The 16,317-nt window shown below is 49.7% G+C and carries 13 protein-coding genes; 7 read left to right on the top strand and 6 right to left on the bottom strand.

Translation table 11 applies throughout. From position 1 onward, the window contains the following. Positions 1–173: 173 nt before the first annotated feature. The gene (locus NC996_RS00875) at positions 174–467 is read right to left on the bottom strand and encodes a hypothetical protein (protein WP_190683337.1); all 294 of its coding nucleotides are present in this window, start codon (positions 465–467) and stop codon (positions 174–176) included. A 146-nt stretch (positions 468–613) separates the two neighbouring features. Between NC996_RS00875 and NC996_RS00870 the strand changes: the two genes are divergently transcribed. Both NC996_RS00870 and NC996_RS00865 read left to right on the top strand, forming a co-directional pair. Next, positions 614–1,069: an NUDIX hydrolase gene (locus NC996_RS00870; protein ID WP_190683335.1), complete on the top strand. Its 456-nt coding sequence runs from the start codon at positions 614–616 to the stop codon at positions 1,067–1,069. A 73-nt stretch (positions 1,070–1,142) separates the two neighbouring features. Next, a complete protein-coding gene (locus NC996_RS00865; protein ID WP_190683333.1) occupies positions 1,143–1,982 on the top strand; it encodes an alpha/beta hydrolase in 840 nt (279 codons plus the stop codon). Between the two features lie 162 nt (positions 1,983–2,144). Here the strand turns inward: NC996_RS00865 and NC996_RS00860 are convergent, their stop codons facing one another. After that, positions 2,145–2,939 carry a pantothenate kinase gene (locus NC996_RS00860; RefSeq protein ID WP_190528111.1) on the bottom strand — a complete coding sequence of 265 codons (795 nt, stop codon included), beginning with the start codon at positions 2,937–2,939 and terminating at the stop codon, positions 2,145–2,147. Between the two features lie 141 nt (positions 2,940–3,080). On the opposite strand from NC996_RS00860, the gene NC996_RS00855 reads away from it, so the two are divergent. From NC996_RS00855 to NC996_RS00835, 5 genes are all read left to right on the top strand, one after another. Continuing rightward, on the top strand, positions 3,081–4,799 hold the full coding sequence (locus NC996_RS00855) for a diflavin flavoprotein (RefSeq protein WP_190414637.1): 1,719 nt from the start codon (positions 3,081–3,083) through the stop codon (positions 4,797–4,799). A gap of 107 nt (positions 4,800–4,906) precedes the next feature. After that, positions 4,907–6,676 carry a diflavin flavoprotein gene (locus NC996_RS00850; protein WP_190536611.1) on the top strand — a complete coding sequence of 590 codons (1,770 nt, stop codon included), beginning with the start codon at positions 4,907–4,909 and terminating at the stop codon, positions 6,674–6,676. A 312-nt stretch (positions 6,677–6,988) separates the two neighbouring features. After that, positions 6,989–9,025 carry a CHASE3 domain-containing protein gene (locus NC996_RS00845; protein ID WP_190683331.1) on the top strand — a complete coding sequence of 679 codons (2,037 nt, stop codon included), beginning with the start codon at positions 6,989–6,991 and terminating at the stop codon, positions 9,023–9,025. Next, on the top strand, positions 9,019–9,474 hold the full coding sequence (locus tag NC996_RS00840; protein ID WP_190683329.1) for a response regulator: 456 nt from the start codon (positions 9,019–9,021) through the stop codon (positions 9,472–9,474). The genes NC996_RS00845 and NC996_RS00840 overlap by 7 nt, the downstream gene beginning before the upstream one ends. A 180-nt stretch (positions 9,475–9,654) precedes the next feature. Further along, positions 9,655–11,832: a response regulator gene (locus NC996_RS00835; RefSeq protein WP_190683327.1), complete on the top strand. Its 2,178-nt coding sequence runs from the start codon at positions 9,655–9,657 to the stop codon at positions 11,830–11,832. A 2-nt stretch (positions 11,833–11,834) separates the two neighbouring features. Here NC996_RS00835 and NC996_RS00830 read toward each other — a convergent pair whose 3' ends face one another. The 4 genes from NC996_RS00830 to NC996_RS00815 all read right to left on the bottom strand — a co-directional run bounded on the left by NC996_RS00830 (position 11,835) and on the right by NC996_RS00815 (position 16,289). Then, on the bottom strand, positions 11,835–12,374 hold the full coding sequence (locus NC996_RS00830; protein ID WP_190427680.1) for a phycobiliprotein lyase: 540 nt from the start codon (positions 12,372–12,374) through the stop codon (positions 11,835–11,837). Positions 12,375–13,057: 683 nt separating this feature from the next. Then, complete coding sequence (gene cobA, locus NC996_RS00825) at positions 13,058–14,752, bottom strand: uroporphyrinogen-III C-methyltransferase (RefSeq protein WP_190683325.1); 1,695 nt, start codon at positions 14,750–14,752, stop codon at positions 13,058–13,060. A 30-nt stretch (positions 14,753–14,782) separates the two neighbouring features. Continuing rightward, positions 14,783–15,247 (bottom strand): tetratricopeptide repeat protein, encoded by a 465-nt coding sequence (locus tag NC996_RS00820; protein WP_190683322.1) that lies wholly within the window; start codon positions 15,245–15,247, stop codon positions 14,783–14,785. A 70-nt stretch (positions 15,248–15,317) separates the two neighbouring features. Then, on the bottom strand, positions 15,318–16,289 hold the full coding sequence (locus NC996_RS00815) for a homogentisate phytyltransferase (protein WP_190683319.1): 972 nt from the start codon (positions 16,287–16,289) through the stop codon (positions 15,318–15,320). Between the last annotated feature and the right edge of the window lie 28 nt (positions 16,290–16,317).

Here is a 16,317-nt window from a genome sequence, read left to right as displayed (position 1 = left end):
GTCCAAGCGAATCTAGACAGAGAGTGTGTTGCTCTTCCAGAGCATTTTTTTGGCTCTGGAAGCCTCTGCCTTCAAACCTGTGGAAGAAACACCGAAACAGGCTAGCCTAAAAACGGCGGGTCGCAGACTGACGTGACCGAACTTGCATCTGTAACGTATATCATAACAGCCTGTCAGCAGCCTACTAAAAAGCGCTGACTTGCTGCGGTTGAAAACATCCCCATGTCCCTAAAACTCAGCGATACTGCTTCTTGGCTGGGTAAAATTGCCAGCCGTAACCGCAGCAAAAAGCTAAAAAATTCCGCACCAAGCAGTTGATACGCCTTCAGCGCTGCACATGAATGCGATCGGCTCGGATGGTAACATTGAGAAGATTTATCTTCAGGTGACTGAATCTCAAAAAGCGGAAATTCTCGCTGATTTAAAATTTTAATTTGTAGAGGTGGATGAATAAGCAATTCTGGCATCCCCAGAACTATGCGGATTCAGCCCTTGGGGAAACCCTCCTTTTGCAAAGTTTTAAATTTTATCTGGAATCGGAGAACTTCCTGCTCATAAATTGACTCTAAAAGTAAAAGTTCCTTTCTGCGTTGAAGTAAAGCTTCTTTTGCCTATGCGTCGGTCATGGCGATTTATACAAACAGTGCTAGGGATTATTTTCCGCCATCCCATTATCGGCACAACTATCATCCCGATTTTGCCAGATGGTCGAATTGTGTTCATTCGACGCGGAGACACAGGTGAATGGGGTTTTCCTGGCGGTATTGTTGATTGGGGTGAGGACATTCCGACATCAGCGCGGCGGGAGTTGGCGGAAGAAACTGGACTGGAGTTAGTAAAAGTTCGCCGGTTAGTGGGAGTTTACTCTTCCCCAGACCGCGATCCCAGAATTCATTCGATTTGTGTAGCGCTAGAAGCAGAAGTGCAGGGAGAAATGCAGGTTCGGGATACGCTGGAAATTATGGAAGTCAAAGCTTTCTCAGTGGCATCCTTGCCTCAAGGGAAACTCTGCCATGACCACGACCAGCAGTTGCAGGACTACTTGAACGGCTTGACTACCCTCGCATAAGCAGGATTTTCGATTTTGGATGAGTCAATCCATCGTCAATCTAGAATCTAAAATCTAAAATCTAAAATCTAGGATGACTCTACCGCTACGCAATTCTCGAATAAAGCTGTCCCAAGGACAAATCTTCTGGCGCGAAGTCGGTCAAGGGCCAGTTTTGGTTTTTTTACACGGATCGGCTCACGATAGCAGTCAATGGCTAGCTGTCATCGATTGTTTGAGTCGAGATTACCACTGCTTTGCCCCGGATTTACTCGGCTTTGGTGACTCCGAACGCCCGGATGTTCACTACTCAATTGAGTTGGAGATGGAATGTCTTGCTGAATTGTTAGAAGCATTGAATCAGCGAGAAGTTTTTTTAATTGGTCACTCGCTGGGAGGGTGGATTGCGGCGAGCTTCGCGCTGAAATATTTGGAACAGGTGCGCGGATTAGTGCTGTTAGCTCCAATTGGGGTGGAAGCGGAGGGATTAAGAACCGAGCGATCGCGCCCCTCTCTATTTACATCTCTATTTAAGCGGCTGTCTAAGGTGGTATCCTCCGGGTGGCGATCGCTCATAGATGCGATCGCTCGTGTCTCCAACAATCGCCTGTTTCCCCGCAAGCAGACTGGGCAAAAGAAGCGGCGACAAGAACAGCCGGTGCAGTTTCCCACTACCGACAAGCTATTATTTCAACGCCGCCGCGCCGAAATTCAAGCAGAATTATTGAAAGAAAGACTGGAGTGGCTGAAAGTCCCCGTTTTGATTTTGCAAGGCGATCGCGACAGTCGTTCTAGAATTGCCGAAAGTCAAGCCTACGCGGACTTAACTCCATCAGCTCAGTTGGAAATTATTAGCTTTGCGGGAAACGATCTACCCGAAGCGTTGCCAGATGTCGTGGCTCAGTATATTCGAGATTTCGTTAGTAAGCATTAGGGGCGCATAGGCTGTGCGCTTGTAGTGGAGTTAATAAAAGAACCTCACCCCCAACCCCTCTCCGCTTGCGGAGAGGAGCCGGAGCCGCAGGTGGAGGCGGGGTAAGGTTTTTCTCAATTGTGGAGAATCAAGCGGATTTGATGTGAATCGCTTTATTAAGGACTAAGAACTAAGGACGACTGACCGCATTCCCATAAATATCAGATTCGGGTCGCTAATTATCTGACTGGCTATTTCAGGAAACTGGATTTGGAGATAAGCAAATAAAGTAGCGCGATCGCCTCCCGTCAAAATCACCCGACTACCTGGAAATTTCTGCCACCAAGCCTGGATAAAGTCTTTGATTCCAGCCAAGACAGTGTAGATAACGCCACTCTGAATCGCCTCCGGTGTGTTTACAGCAAAACGCGGCGGCATTTCCTGGGGCAATTCTATCGGTGGTAACGCAGCAGTTCTTTGGGTTAGAGACTGTAGCTGTAACCTTAACCCAGGCAAAATCGCCCCACCCACTAGCCGATGGTTGACATCTGCACTCGTAAATGTCAAAGCAGTTCCAGCGTCAATCACTAAAGAAGGCAAGCCCCAAACTTCGCCAGCACCCAACACCGCTAAAGCCCGGTCAATACCAAGAGTGGGATAAAGTCCTTCAAGGGGCAATTGGTCTAAAGTCATGACACGGATATCTGGGTAACTTTGCCAAAGTGCTGTTTGCTCTGGAACCACCGAAGCCAGATAAATCGGCAACTTTGATTGCTGATTGTGGATTTTGGATAGTGAATTGGTCGGACTGGGTGGCAAAATTTCCAGTGGAAATTTACCCGCTGCTAAGCGCTGCGCCAGACGATTCACAGTTGCCGCTGGCAGATAGTAGCTATCCCAGGCATCCTGAAGAATTTCTCCCACAAAGTACGCCCAGTGCAGCCGCGAATTCCCGATCGTCAAAGCTAGCCAATTCATCGTTCTCTGAGCCTGGAGCCGTTCGGCACTTTTAAAACTCTTAACTCACTCATAGGTTTTTTAATAAATCTTTACAAGAGACTCGTGGCAGAATGAAAGAAGAAAAAATACCTAATGGGTTGCAACAGAAGGAGACCAGAGATGGTAGCGCTCACCGACCGAACCCAAAAACGCCTCACCATGCAGACCGGCGAAATCGCCCCTGACACGACAACGATTCGCTCGCTTGACTGGGATCGCGATCGCTTCGACATTGAATTTGGGCTGCAAAACGGCACCACCTATAATTCCTTCATCATTCGGGGTGAGCAGACGGCTTTAGTGGATACCTCCCATGAAAAGTTCCGCCAGCTATATCTGGATGCATTACATGGACTCATCGACCCAAAAGAAATTGATTACCTGATTATCAGCCACACCGAGCCAGACCACAGCGGATTAGTCAAAGACATCTTGAAACTGGCTCCCCAGGTAACGGTGGTTGGGTCAAAAGTCGCAATCCAGTTTATCGAAGATTTTGTGCATCAGCCGTTTGAGCGGCGAATCGTCAAAAATGGCGACAAGTTGGATTTAGGCAACGGACACGAATTGGAATTCGTGATTGCTCCCAACTTGCACTGGCCCGACACGATTTTCACCTTCGACCACAAAACCCAAATCCTGTATACTTGCGACGCCTTTGGCTTGCACTATTGCTCGGATAGCACCTTCGATGAAGATTTAGCCGCCATCGAAGCCGATTATCGCTTTTACTACGAATGTCTGATGGCTCCGAATGCTCGTTCAGTGCTATCTGCACTGAAACGGATGGGAGAACTACCAGAAGTACACACCATCGCCACTGGACACGGCCCGCTGCTACGCCACAACGTCGTGGAACTGACAGGACGTTATCGCCAGTGGAGTCAAGCTCAAACCAAGGGCGAGACGACAGTAGCGGTATTTTACGTCTCCGATTACGGGTATAGCGATCGCCTTTCCCAATCTCTCGCCAAAGGCATCACCAAAACAGGCGTCGCCGTCGAGACACTCGACCTGAAATCCGCCGATCCTCAAGAGGTGCAAGAACTGGTAGGGCGTTCATCTGGGTTAGTCATTGCCACACCCCCAGCCGCCTCTGCCGCCGCCCAAGCTGCGATTGGCACCGTTTTAGCCGCTGCTAAGGAAAAACAAGTAGTCGGGATTCTGGAGTCCTACGGAGGAGATGACGAACCCGTCGATCCGCTGGTGAGTAAATTTAGAGAGTTAGGGCTGACAGTCGCATTTCCAGCAATTCGGATTAAAGATACACCCGGAGAAGCCACCTATCAGTTGTGTGAAGAAGCGGGTACAGACTTAGGACAATTGCTCACCCGCGATCGCAACATCAAACAGATTAAATCTCTTGATGCCGAATTAGAAAAAGCCCTGGGACGCATCAGCGGTGGATTGTACATCATCACTGCCAAAAAAGGCGAAGTCAAAGGTGCCATGTTAGCTTCCTGGGTGGCACAAGCCAGCTTCCAACCCCTAGGATTCACCATCGCTGTCGCAAAAGACCGGGCTATTGAGTCGATGATGCAAGTAGGCGATCGCTTTGTCCTCAACGTCTTAGAAGAAGGAAATTATCAAAATTTGATGCGGCACTTTTTAAAACGATTCCCCCCTGGCGCGGATCGATTTGCCGGGATCAAATCTCAGCCAGCGGAGAATGGTTCCCCGATTCTGACGGAAGCCCTCGCATACATGGAGTGTGAAGTTTCTAGCCGGATGGAATGCAGCGATCATTGGATCGTCTACAGCACCGTTCAATCTGGTCGCGTCTCCAAACCCGACGCCCTCACAGCGGTTCACCATCGCAAGATCGGAAATTATTATTAAGCTCTCGATACGCTAAGGTTAGCGCTCTCGGTACGCAAAGAGGTAGCTTTAACTTTGCGTACGAGAGTGTACCTTTGCGTTTAAAAAAATTACCGTTTTAACTTATGATGACAGCCACAAAACCCCGCGATGTTCAGGTTCTCCCGATTGGTGCAGATACAACTGTGTTGCGATCGCGCACTTGGGACAGACTTAAGTTTGAAATCGAATATGCTCTACAACGGGGCACAACGGCGAATTCTTATGTGATTCAAGCGGATAAAACAGCGCTCATCGATCCGCCGGGAGAATCATTTACAGGCATTTTTCTTTCCGCTTTACAGCAGCGATTTGACTTAAACAAGCTGGATTACGTGATTTTAGGACACGTCAACCCCAACCGAGTTTTTACGCTGAATGCTTTACTAAAACTGGCTCCTCAAATTACTTTTGTTTGCTCGAATCCAGGGTCAATTCTGCTGCGAAATCTTTTTGAAAACACTTTCCCAGAGACTTTACAAGAACACAATCTACAAATTGCCATAATGCGGGGGGAAGAAACCCTCGATTTAGGCAAAGGTCATCACTTACAATTTATCCCCACGCCTAGTCCCCGTTGGCCTGACGCCCTTTGCACCCACGACTCCCTAACCGAAATTTTGTATACGGATAAGCTTTTCGGGGCGCACGTTTGTGGCGATCAGGTGTTTGATGAAGGGTGGACGGTGTTTAGCGAAGATCGGCGCTACTATTACGATTGTCTGATGGCTCCCCACGCTCGGCAAGTCGAAACAGCGCTAGACAAACTGACACAGGATTTGCCAGCCAGACTCTATGGGACGGGTCATGGCCCCTTGGTGCGCTACAGTCTGATCCCGCTCACTCAAGCTTATCGGCAATGGAACCAGCAGCAAAGGGCAACTGAAACGAGCGTGGCGCTGCTCTATGCTTCAGCTTATGGAAATACGGCGACCTTGGCGCAAGCGATCGCTAGTGGTATTACCAAAGCAGGCGTTGCTGTCGAATCAATTAACTGCGAATTTGCCGAACCCTCGGAAATTCAAGAAGCTGTAGAAAAATCAGATGGGTTTATCATGGGTTCTCCTACCCTCGGCGGTCATGCTCCCACGCCGATTCAAACTGCCTTGGGCATTGTCCTATCCAACGCGAGCAAAGGCAAGCTGGCGGGTGTTTTTGGTTCTTATGGCTGGAGTGGGGAAGCGATCGATCTACTAGAAGGCAAGTTAAAAGATGCTGGATATCGCTTTGGCTTCGACCCGATTCGAGTCAAATTTAAACCCACCGAGGTGACGCTGAAATATTGCGAAGAAGCCGGGACAGACTTCGCCCAAGCGTTGAAAAAAGCTAAAAAAGCCAAAATGGCTCGACAACAGTTAAGCGTGCAACCGATTTCACCTTCGCAATCTGCCAGGATCGAACAAGCGGTGGGGCATCTGGTTGGCTCTCTTTCCGTTGTAACAACGAAACAAGGCGAACTCAGCGGGGCGATGTTGGCTTCTTGGGTGTCTCAGGCAACTTTTAATCCCCCCGGTTTAACCATTGCTGTCGCCAAGGATCGAGCGATTGAATCGCTGATGCATTCTGGCGGAAAATTTGTTTTAAATATTTTGGGAGAAGGCAAGCACATCGGCTTGATGAAGCATTTTCTCAAACCTTTTGGTCCTGGTGAAGACCGATTTGCGGGTGTCGCTACGCAAGACGCCCAAAATGGTTGTCCGATTCTCACCGATGCCCTTGCTTATCTGGAATGTACTGCCCGCAACCGGATGGAATGTGGCGATCACTGGTTGGTCTACGCTGTGGTGGAAAATGGCAAGGTGTTACAGCAGGAAGGCGTCACCGCCGTTCATCACCGAAAATCGGGTAGCCATTATTAAATAACGCCCAGTGCATAACGCCCAGTGCAACTTTTTCTGAGCAACCGATTTATCAGGAGTTTGGAGAGGGAAATCTCACTCGAATGAGTGGGGAAGACATCCCGAAAGTTGCACAACGTTTTAACTAATAATTAATTGGGCATTGCTATTGTGCTGTAAGTTGTTAGCGTGGAAGATAGCGATCGCTATCTTTGGATCTGCTGGCTCAGTATTTTTTCAAAGTAAAGGAAACAACATAGCCGCTGCTGACGGCTTCCGCCGAGTGCGATCGCTAAAGCTTACTGCTAGAGCCGAAAGGCTTGAAGGGTTGAAATGGCGCTATTTGAGACTGCTCAAAACAACTTTCGACACAGGCTAACTCGTGCGATCGCGTTGCCGTTGATTTTGATGCTAGTGCTCTCGGGCATCTTATTTTTGCAGCTCAACCACCTACTTTCGGTGACGCGGTGGGTTGACCACACCGATCGAGTCATTGCCCAAGCAAACTATACTCAGAGACTGCTGTTAGATATGGAAAGCGGGATACGCGGGTATCTCGTCACCGGCAATCCGAGTTTTCTAGCGCCTTACCAAGCGTCAAGTTTGTTAATCGATCCTGCCTTTAATGACTTGCGTTCTTTAATTTCGGACAACCCGCGTCAAATTCAGCGCCTCAAAGAGTTGCGGGCAATTTATGAACAGTGGAATCGATATGCCCCCTCCCAGATCGCTCGCAAGCAGCGCAATAGCAATTATGAATTCTCTGTGTTTAACACTCGTAGACAGCTGATGGATGCGATGCGGGTTCAGCTTGCCTCGTTCATCAGAACCGAGGAGGTGCTGCGGGATGTTCGCACTGACAACGCTCAAAAAACAACCTATCTGACGATTGGCAGCACTCTCGGCTTAACGGTTGGGTTGGGAAGCCTACTGGCATTGTTCACCAGCCGTCAGTTGATGGGAGTGGCAAAAACCTACAAACACGCCCTCGCGATCGCCCAAGAGCAAACAAACGCGCTGCGTCGATCTGCCCAGCGGTTGGAAGCATTGCATGAGATCGACCAGGCGATTCTGGCAGCACATTCACGGGCAGCACTTATCCGCGCGGCATTGTCCCGGATGCGGCGCTTAGTGCCCTGCCAGCAATCTTTTGTGGTGTTGTTTAACTTTGAAACTGGCGTTGCCCAGGTGATAGCCGGAAGTGTTAATGGAGATTTACCGTTCCAAGAAGGCGCTACGCTCCAAGTTGACGAGTTTGTGCCTGGATTTGTCTTAGGGCAACAGAGAACCTATTCTCTAGAGAACGCGGCACTCAATCGTTGTCCGCCTGCCATGAAGCGAATGGGGGAAGGGCAAAGCAGCTGCATGACTGTGCCCCTGCGGGTCGAAGAAAATCTGCTCGGCGAACTGATTCTAAGTGCCACGGAACCGGCAACGTTTAATCCGGAACACCAAGAGATTGCCACTGAGGTTGCCAACCAACTTGCGATCGCAATGCAGCAAGCTGAGTTACGAGAACAGCTCGAACAGAACAATGCACAACTAGAGCAGCGCGTTAGCGATCGCACTGTCCAATTGCAGGAAGCAAATGCTGAATTAGAAGCGTTTGCCTATTCCGTTTCTCACGACCTCCGTGCGCCATTGCGTGCTATGCAGGGTTTCAGTCACGCTTTGTTAGAAGACTATAGCGACTCCTTAGATGCCATCGGGCAAGATTATGCCCAGCGCATTATTACGGCTTCTCAGCGCATGGATACCTTAATCCAGGATCTGCTCGACTATAGTCGCCTCAGCCGCACGGAGATCCGTCTCCAGCCGATTCACCTAGAAGCGGTGGTGGTGGAGGTACTTGCTCAACTAGAGCCAGAACTGCGGCAAAAACAAGTCCAAGTGACAGTAGAACCACCGCTGCCTCAAATCGTCGGGCATCGCACCACCTTGATTCAAGTCTTGACAAATTTGCTAAATAATGCAATAAAATTTATCGCTCCTGGAGTCCAACCGCAGGTGCGAGTATGGGCAGAAGTTAGGGAGAGAGGGGAAGCCGAGGAACAGGGTATTGTAGAGACAAGAGCGATCGCGTCTACAGCCGAAGAGCCAGAGAGCAATCAACCTTCAGCAAGTTCCCAATTTTGGGTACGCTTGTGGATAGAAGACAACGGCATCGGCATTGCTCCAGAACATCAACAACGCATTTTTCGCGTCTTCGAGCGCCTACACGGAATTGAAAGTTACCCCGGCACTGGCATTGGGTTGGCAATTGTGCGGAAAGGGTTAGAACGCATGGGAGGTCATGCCGGAGTCGAGTCGCAAGCTGGTGAGGGAAGCAGATTTTGGATAGACCTGCCCAAGGCTAGAGACGAATGTTGAACGCGTCTAACTATACTATTTTGCTGGTGGAAGACGACTCCAATGACATTTTCCTGATCCAGCGAGCTTTTCGGAAAGCTAACCTGCTTAACCCATTGCAAGTGGTGGAAAATGGGGAGGCAGCCGTGTTTTACCTTGCGGGCGAACCGCCTTACACCGATCGCGATCGCTACCCCCTACCTGTTTTGATCCTGCTAGACCTGAAACTCCCTCGCAAGTCGGGTCTTGAGGTGCTGGAATGGTTACGGCAGCAGCCAGACCTGAAGCGCCTGCCGGTTGTTGTTCTAACTTCCTCCGAGGAAAATCGTGACATCAACCAAGCCTATGACCTGGGAGCCAACTCTTACTTGGTTAAACCAGTTGCTTTTGAAGGGTTGCTGGATATGGTGAAAACACTGAATTCATATTGGCTCATTTTCAACCAGAAGCCAAAATTAGAGGAAGGTTGAAAGGGGAAAAGTTACAGGTTGAAAGTAGATAAAGTTGAAAGTGGAAAAGGTGAAAGTGGAAAAGTTGACAGATGCAAGGCAAACAGATCAATTACGTTCTTCAGCCTTCAACCTTCAACCGGCAACTCTCGTAGAATCCTCAACCTTCAACCCTTTCAACCTTCCAACTGAATAGCGGATATGAGCCAAACTTTACGTATTTTACTGATCGATGACAACCCTGATGACCGCCTTCTAGCAGCTCGTCAGCTCAGCCGAGCCTTTTCCGATCTCCAAATTCAGGAGATTGCAGAAATCAATGCCTTGAACCAGGCACTTGCGGCAGATGGCTTCGATGCCGTTGTCACTGACTATCAACTGCGCTGGAGTGATGGTCTAACGGTTCTGCGTGCCGTCAAAGCTCGGTATCCCGACTGCCCCGTGGTGATGTTTACCAATACAGGCAGCGAAGAGATTGCTGTAGAAGCGATGAAGGCGGGGCTGTCCGACTACGTTCTGAAGTTGCCCAAATATTACAACCGTCTGCCTGCTGCGGTGCAGTTAGCCCTAGAACGAGCCGAAACTCAGCGAAGAGCCGCTCGTCTGGAAGCGCATCGGCAAGCTTTGAGCGAGGTATCGCGGGCTTTTGCTGAGAAAATTCCGGAATTTCAAGCAGTTCTAGAACTGGTCAGTCAGCAAATAGCTCAGCGACTGGGAAATCTGTGCGTAGTTCGCATCCTATCAGATGATGGAAAGTACCTCAACCCGGTAGCAATTTATCATCCAAACCCAGAAGCCCTCGCCTGTTTGCAAGAAACCCTCGCCACGGAGCCACACCGCGTTGATGAGGGTTTGACGGGTCGGGTCTTTAAAACGGGCGAGACGCTACTGATTCCAGTCGTGTCGCCAGAGGAGATACAACCTTTGAGCGAGTCCAAGTATTTGCCCTACTTGCAGCGCTTTGGGATATACAGCATTTTGATCGCACCCTTAGAGGTACGAGGTCGGCGGATTGGGACTTTATTCGTTTCGCGCGATCGCCCCGGATACTCCTATACTCGTGATGACCAATTCTTTCTGCAAGACCTCGCGGATCGGGCTGCTTTGGCAATTGACAATGCCCGACTCTACCGGGAAGCTCAGGAAGCCAACCACCTCAAGGACGAGTTCCTGGCAACCCTGTCTCACGAACTCCGCACCCCCCTGAACTCTATTCTCGGGTGGGCAACGCTACTCCGCAATCAGAAGCTAACTCCCACTGTTATCAGTCGTGCCCTTGAGAGTATCGAACGCAACGCCAAGGCGCAGGTAAAACTCACCGATGAAATTCTAGATGTCTCGCGGATTATTCGGGGCAAGCTGCACCTGAACATTCGCTCAATCGATCTGATACCTATCATTGATGAAGCGATTAATATCTTGCGTCCGGCAGCGGATGCCAAGGGGATTCGAGTCAAGGCGGTACTAGACCGCTCAGTCGGCTTGGTCGCTGCCGATCCAGATCGCTTGCAGCAAGTCGTTTGGAATCTACTCTCCAACGCCATCAAGTTCACATCAGAAGGCGGGCAAATTGAGGTGCGGCTGGAGAGGGTTGAAGGAAAACTTGAAGAAAAAGTTGAAGTGCAACCCACGAACTCTCCACCTAATAACCCGCAACCTTCAACTTTCTTTGCCCAAATCCAAATTAGCGACACAGGCATGGGCATTAGCCCCGACTTTCTGCCCTATGCGTTTGACCGCTTTCGTCAAGCTGACGCGAGTACCACGCGATCGCATGGAGGATTAGGACTCGGATTAGCGATTGTGCGTCACTTGGTGGAATTGCACGGTGGCACCGTTCGTGCTGCCAGTCTTGGAATCGGGCAGGGAGCAACGTTTACAGTGCTTCTACCACTTTTTGATAAAAGTCGAGAAACCGAGGGGCAGGAGCGCCAGGGGGCAGAGGAGCCGGGGAGCGGGGAAGCTAAGGAGAAGGTAGCACAAGCACCTCAACTCCTGAGCGGATTGCAGGTTCTAGTTGTGGATGATGATACGGATACACGCGAATTGATCGCCCTCGTGCTTGAAGAGTCTGGGGCGAAAGTGAAAGCGATCGCATCCGTAGCCGAGGCGTTAGAAGTCCTTCGTAGCTGGCAGCCCGATTTGCTGGTGAGTGATATTGGAATGCCAGAGGAAGATGGCTACGCCCTCATCGGCAAGGTGAGAACTCTGGAAGAAAAAACCGGAAAACAAATTCCAGCCCTAGCGCTGACCGCATACGCTAGGGAGGAAGACAAAAACCGCGCCCTGAAGGCAGGGTTTCAAATGTATCAGTCTAAGCCCGTCGAGCCTGATGATTTAGTGGCGGCGGTGGCACTTCTGGCTGGGTGTGCAGGCTAAGTCTAGCTAAGGCGCTTTTCTAGATATTGACCGATCATTTGCTGTTCTCCGGCACGGGAGATGATCGTTTGCCGGGTGCGGTAGCTTCGACCAATCAGTTTTAATTCTTCTTCAAATGAAGAGTCTCTGTACTCTGTCCGCAAGCACAAAGTTTTGGGATTGGGGAAATAATACTCAGCCGTGACGGGTTTCGGAGTGGCAAAGCCGCGATCGCGATAGAGTGTGGTTCCTAATGCGCCAAACAGTGTCGAACCTTTGGACTCTTTGCGGTTTGTGACTGAGTTTGTGCTGTTCCACTCTACATAGGAACCACAAATCAGCGCTGCTGGATCTTCCAGTTGGTGTAACTCTGCCAAGTGTAGCAATTCCGAGCTTCCCTGTTCCAGAAACCGGACGGTAATCAGACTCACCATCTCCTTGGTTTCTCCATCCGGCAGCGTATAGTAGCGTCTTTCAGAGTGCCATTTGCCCTCTGATTCCTGAAAAAACGCTGCAATTAAAGATTCTTCATTGGTTTGGGCAAGTTGTCTTAGTGTTGTCACCAGTACCAGTCCTCATATGAATTGAAAATAAAGTTCTTGCAAGCGTCAATTTTTGCTTGGTAGCTATGGGACTTATCACCCTTTTATTTGACCTTTATGCAAGCAATCTGATGAACGGTTGTGCAAGTCGCGGTTTCTAGTGACACCCGATCTGGGTACAGTTGAGCGCCACTATATCGGGTCAGCTATCTGGCACTTAGCTGACGTACCACCTTGGCTAGAGTGGTAAGCCTGCCAAAATGCAAGTCACTGTTAACAATCTTAATAATAATAGATGATAGCTAAAAATACTTACTAGCGGCTCTGTCATCCGGAAGAATCTTAGAACCGTCTATCCCATAAGGGCACGACGAAAGGTGGAAAAGCTTTCGAGAGAGATGATCGCGGTTTTCAGTTGCGTGTAATACTTGGAACCTCACCCCCAACCCCTCTCCGTTCACGGAGAGGGGAGAACAGGGAACCCCTCCTCGTTTATGGGGAGGAGAATATGGAACCTCACCCCCAGCCCCTCTCCGTTCACGGAGAGGGGAGAACAGGGAACCCCTCCTCGTTGACGGCGCGACACTAGCGGCAGCAAGGCGGGGCAGGCAGCGAGGAGAATCGGGAATATTAAACCCCTCCTCGTTTACGGGGAGGGGCAGGGGTGGGGTTAAAATGTACGGCATCCAATCGAGAATAGCTATCTAGCAATCTATATTTGAGTTGTGAGCCAAGCGATCGCGGACATTCGCCTCAGATGTCGCCCACTGGACGATCGCTTGGGTTAAGCCGTCTAGAGTGTATTCTGGGGCTTCTACATCCACTCGCCCCAGTAGAGAAAGACAGGTTTTAGAAGTTTGAGGGCCAATCGAGGCGATACAGACACCTTGTAAGGGTAATTTGTCGATTTCGCCGACTAATTGACCAAAAAATTGCACGGTTTTAGAACTTGCAAAAGTAATCACATCTACCGCTTGTCGCTGGAGGGCATGTAAGGCAGCGGGTGCGATCGCTTTCGGACACTGAGATTGATAAGCCGCCACTTCGATTACTTCCGCACCTTGGACAGTTAATTCCTTAACTAAGACTTCTCTTCCGCCCGTTTCCACTCTGGGAAACAGAATTTTCTTGCGTTCTAACGGTTCTGGAAAGTATTCAATTAGAGAATCTGCGACAAAATCCGGGGGAATAAAATCGGGTTGTAAGCCATGCTGCTTGAGACTTTGGGCGGTTTTCTTCCCGACGACAGCAATTTTTACCCCGGCTAAGGCACGGGCATCTTGATTTTGCGCTTCCAGCCGTTCAAAAAAGTAATCAACCCCGTTGCTGGAAGTGAGAATTAACCAGTCGAAATCCGATAAGTGCGCGATCGCATTATCCAATTCTTCCCAACTGGAAGGAGGAGTAATTTCCAGCGTCGGCATCTCAATCACCGTCGCGCCTTCTTCTTGGAGACGCACGCAAAACTCACCCGATTGTCCAGCTGCGCGCGTCACCAGGATAGTTTTCCCAGCTAGCGGTTGGGAAGAGTTTTGAGTCGTTAGAGACGAGGTTTTCTGAGAACTGTGGCTTCCCATAGGTATGTCTGATAAACTCACCCCTGCGGATTGGGTTGAAGATGCTGATGATTGTACGGGCGGATTTAGGCGTCGATCTGAGACGACTGGTGCATCTGGCGATCGCAAGTATTCTCTCAAACCAACGACTTCCCCGATGGTAATGACGCTGGGAGAGAGAGATTCACCCCTAGTTTGCTCAACGATAGTGCCCAGCGTAGCTGTCCAGACTTGTTGTTGAGGCGTTCCCGCCCAACGAATCGCGGCGACGGGAGTAGAAAGCGATCGCCCATATCGATGCAACTGATAGACAATTTCACCGAGATTGCGCCCACCCATCAAGATTACCAGCGTTTCCATCCGCGCCAGCGCCTCCCAGTCCAAAACATCTGGCTCATGGGCAGTAATCACCGTGAAACCTCGGCTCATCACCGGATCTGTCAGCGGAATCCCCGCCAGCAACGGTGCTGCCAGTGCTGAGGAAATCCCCGGTACGACTTCAAAAGGACACCCAGCGGCAATTAATGCCTGAATTTCTGAAGTAGAACGCCCGAAAATAAACGGATCGCCACTTTTTAGCCGCACAACTTGCTTTCCCTGCTGACAGTGTTCCACCAGCAGTTGGTTAATTTCAGCTTGCGGTGTGCTGGGTTGTCCACCGCGTTTGCCGACATCCAACTTCAGGCAACTGTCTGGCACCAACTCTAACAACTGGGCATCGACGAGGGCGTCGTAGACTAACACCTGTGCCTCAACCAGCAGATGTTGTGCCCTGACGGTGAGGTAAGCAACATCTCCCGGCCCTGCCCCCACCAGATATACTTTTCCGGTATGCTCAGTCATGATTTGGCTGCGCTCAAATGAATTTGAAGCTTATTTTGGGATGTCCATTTCCTGGATGAGTTGATCGAGTTGTTGTTGCTCTGTTGTACCCGCTTTATATAAGTTTCTAGCTTTTTGAAGAATTGCGATCGCTTCCTCGATTTTGTCTTGTTTAATCAGCGTGTCTCCCAACCTCAAATAAGCATCGACATTTTTGGGCGATCGCTCAATCAATTCCCGATATATCGGCGTTGCCTCGTCAATCTTATCTTGCGCCATTAGCGCATTTCCCAACAGCAATCGCGCCATGTCATTGGTGCGGTGTCGCTGAATCACCTGGCGAAAAGATGCCTCTGCACCTGCATAGTCTTTTTGTTTATAAAGTGCCACCCCTTTTTTAAAAAAGTTTGAAGCGATAAATGTCTTCCCCAGGAAAAAACCGAGGAGAGCCAGACTAATCCCGACGACAGCCGCAGCCAGAAAATAAGCTTGTTGAGATATTTCCGTTTCCACCATTGCTAACCCTCCGACACTTCTAGCAGCCCTATTTTGCCTAAGCTTACCTCGACGGCGGTTTTTACCTTTTTTACCCTAAAAGACAGGCAGCAGGAAAAATTAGATATTCCAAGAAAAAGAGTTTCCAAATGAATTGGTAAAAAGAGGCGATCGCGCTTTTATCCTGCAAATCTACACTTCTACTTCGCCACCACAGCAACAAGAGTGCGAATACATGAGTAATTATCAAAAATGTGGAATTAACGGCACTTAGGGATAATATCCCAGCCACAATCATGCCCAGGTAGCAGACCGTAATCACCCAAAGAGAGAGATTAAAGACGGCTGGCTTACCGAGTTGAATCGTAAACGTGTTGATGTTGTACTGCTTATCCCCCTCCATATCGGGGATGTCTTTAAAGATAGCGATCGCAAACGTAAATACCAACACAAACATCGTCAGCGCCCAGACTGATGCCGGAATCACTTGACTTTTTTGCAATACCCAATTGAAGTGTAAAAACAGCCCTAAATTGACAATGACTCCGCGCACAGTGAAAATGCACAGCGCTGCCCAAAAGGGAAATCGTTTTAACCGAATCGGCGGCAGAGAATAGGCTGTGCCAATGGCTAAACTAACCCCCACCGTGAACAGTAAATATCGTCCTAGAAGAAGCGCCAACAGCAGCGCCACACTTCCACTAATGGCGACAATAATTTGAGCTTGCGCCCTAGAAAATTCACCAGCAGCGATGGGCAAATGGGGTTTGTTAATTTTGTCAATTTCCACATCTTCGAGCTGATTTAGCCCAACAATGTAAACATTTCCGCCCAGACAGGCAATCCATGCACCCAAAAACTGTTCGACGCTGGTGACGCCCCCGGAAGCTGTTGCAAGCGCGATCGCGTACAACGCCATCACGCTCAGGCTGGTGCCAATAATCGTATGAGGGCGGGAGAACTTCCATAAGGCGTAGAGCCAGGAAGCAGTACGCCGCACCGGGTGGGACTCAGAAGGACTGGTTTTGGGAAGGGAAGACTTTTCAGGAGAAATCTGGCTCATGCGTGCCTGAATGAATACTCAGGCTTGA

The organism is Trichocoleus sp. ST-U2 (assembly GCF_039961875.1).
GTDB lineage: Bacteria > Cyanobacteriota > Cyanobacteriia > Cyanobacteriales > FACHB-T130 > FACHB-T130.
This window is presented reverse-complemented; position numbering and strand designations above follow the sequence as displayed.

Coding starts and splice junctions, on each gene's coding strand:
- cobA (WP_190683325.1), bottom strand. CDS start 14,752: ATGACTGAGCATACCGGAAAAGTATATCTGGTGGGGGCAGGGCCGGGA.
- NC996_RS00815 (WP_190683319.1), bottom strand. CDS start 16,289: ATGAGCCAGATTTCTCCTGAAAAGTCTTCCCTTCCCAAAACCAGTCCT.
- NC996_RS00840 (WP_190683329.1), top strand. CDS start 9,019: ATGTTGAACGCGTCTAACTATACTATTTTGCTGGTGGAAGACGACTCC.
- NC996_RS00855 (WP_190414637.1), top strand. CDS start 3,081: ATGGTAGCGCTCACCGACCGAACCCAAAAACGCCTCACCATGCAGACC.
- NC996_RS00820 (WP_190683322.1), bottom strand. CDS start 15,247: ATGGTGGAAACGGAAATATCTCAACAAGCTTATTTTCTGGCTGCGGCT.
- NC996_RS00865 (WP_190683333.1), top strand. CDS start 1,143: ATGACTCTACCGCTACGCAATTCTCGAATAAAGCTGTCCCAAGGACAA.
- NC996_RS00860 (WP_190528111.1), bottom strand. CDS start 2,939: ATGAATTGGCTAGCTTTGACGATCGGGAATTCGCGGCTGCACTGGGCG.
- NC996_RS00850 (WP_190536611.1), top strand. CDS start 4,907: ATGACAGCCACAAAACCCCGCGATGTTCAGGTTCTCCCGATTGGTGCA.
- NC996_RS00870 (WP_190683335.1), top strand. CDS start 614: ATGCGTCGGTCATGGCGATTTATACAAACAGTGCTAGGGATTATTTTC.
- NC996_RS00845 (WP_190683331.1), top strand. CDS start 6,989: ATGGCGCTATTTGAGACTGCTCAAAACAACTTTCGACACAGGCTAACT.
- NC996_RS00875 (WP_190683337.1), bottom strand. CDS start 467: ATGCCAGAATTGCTTATTCATCCACCTCTACAAATTAAAATTTTAAAT.
- NC996_RS00835 (WP_190683327.1), top strand. CDS start 9,655: ATGAGCCAAACTTTACGTATTTTACTGATCGATGACAACCCTGATGAC.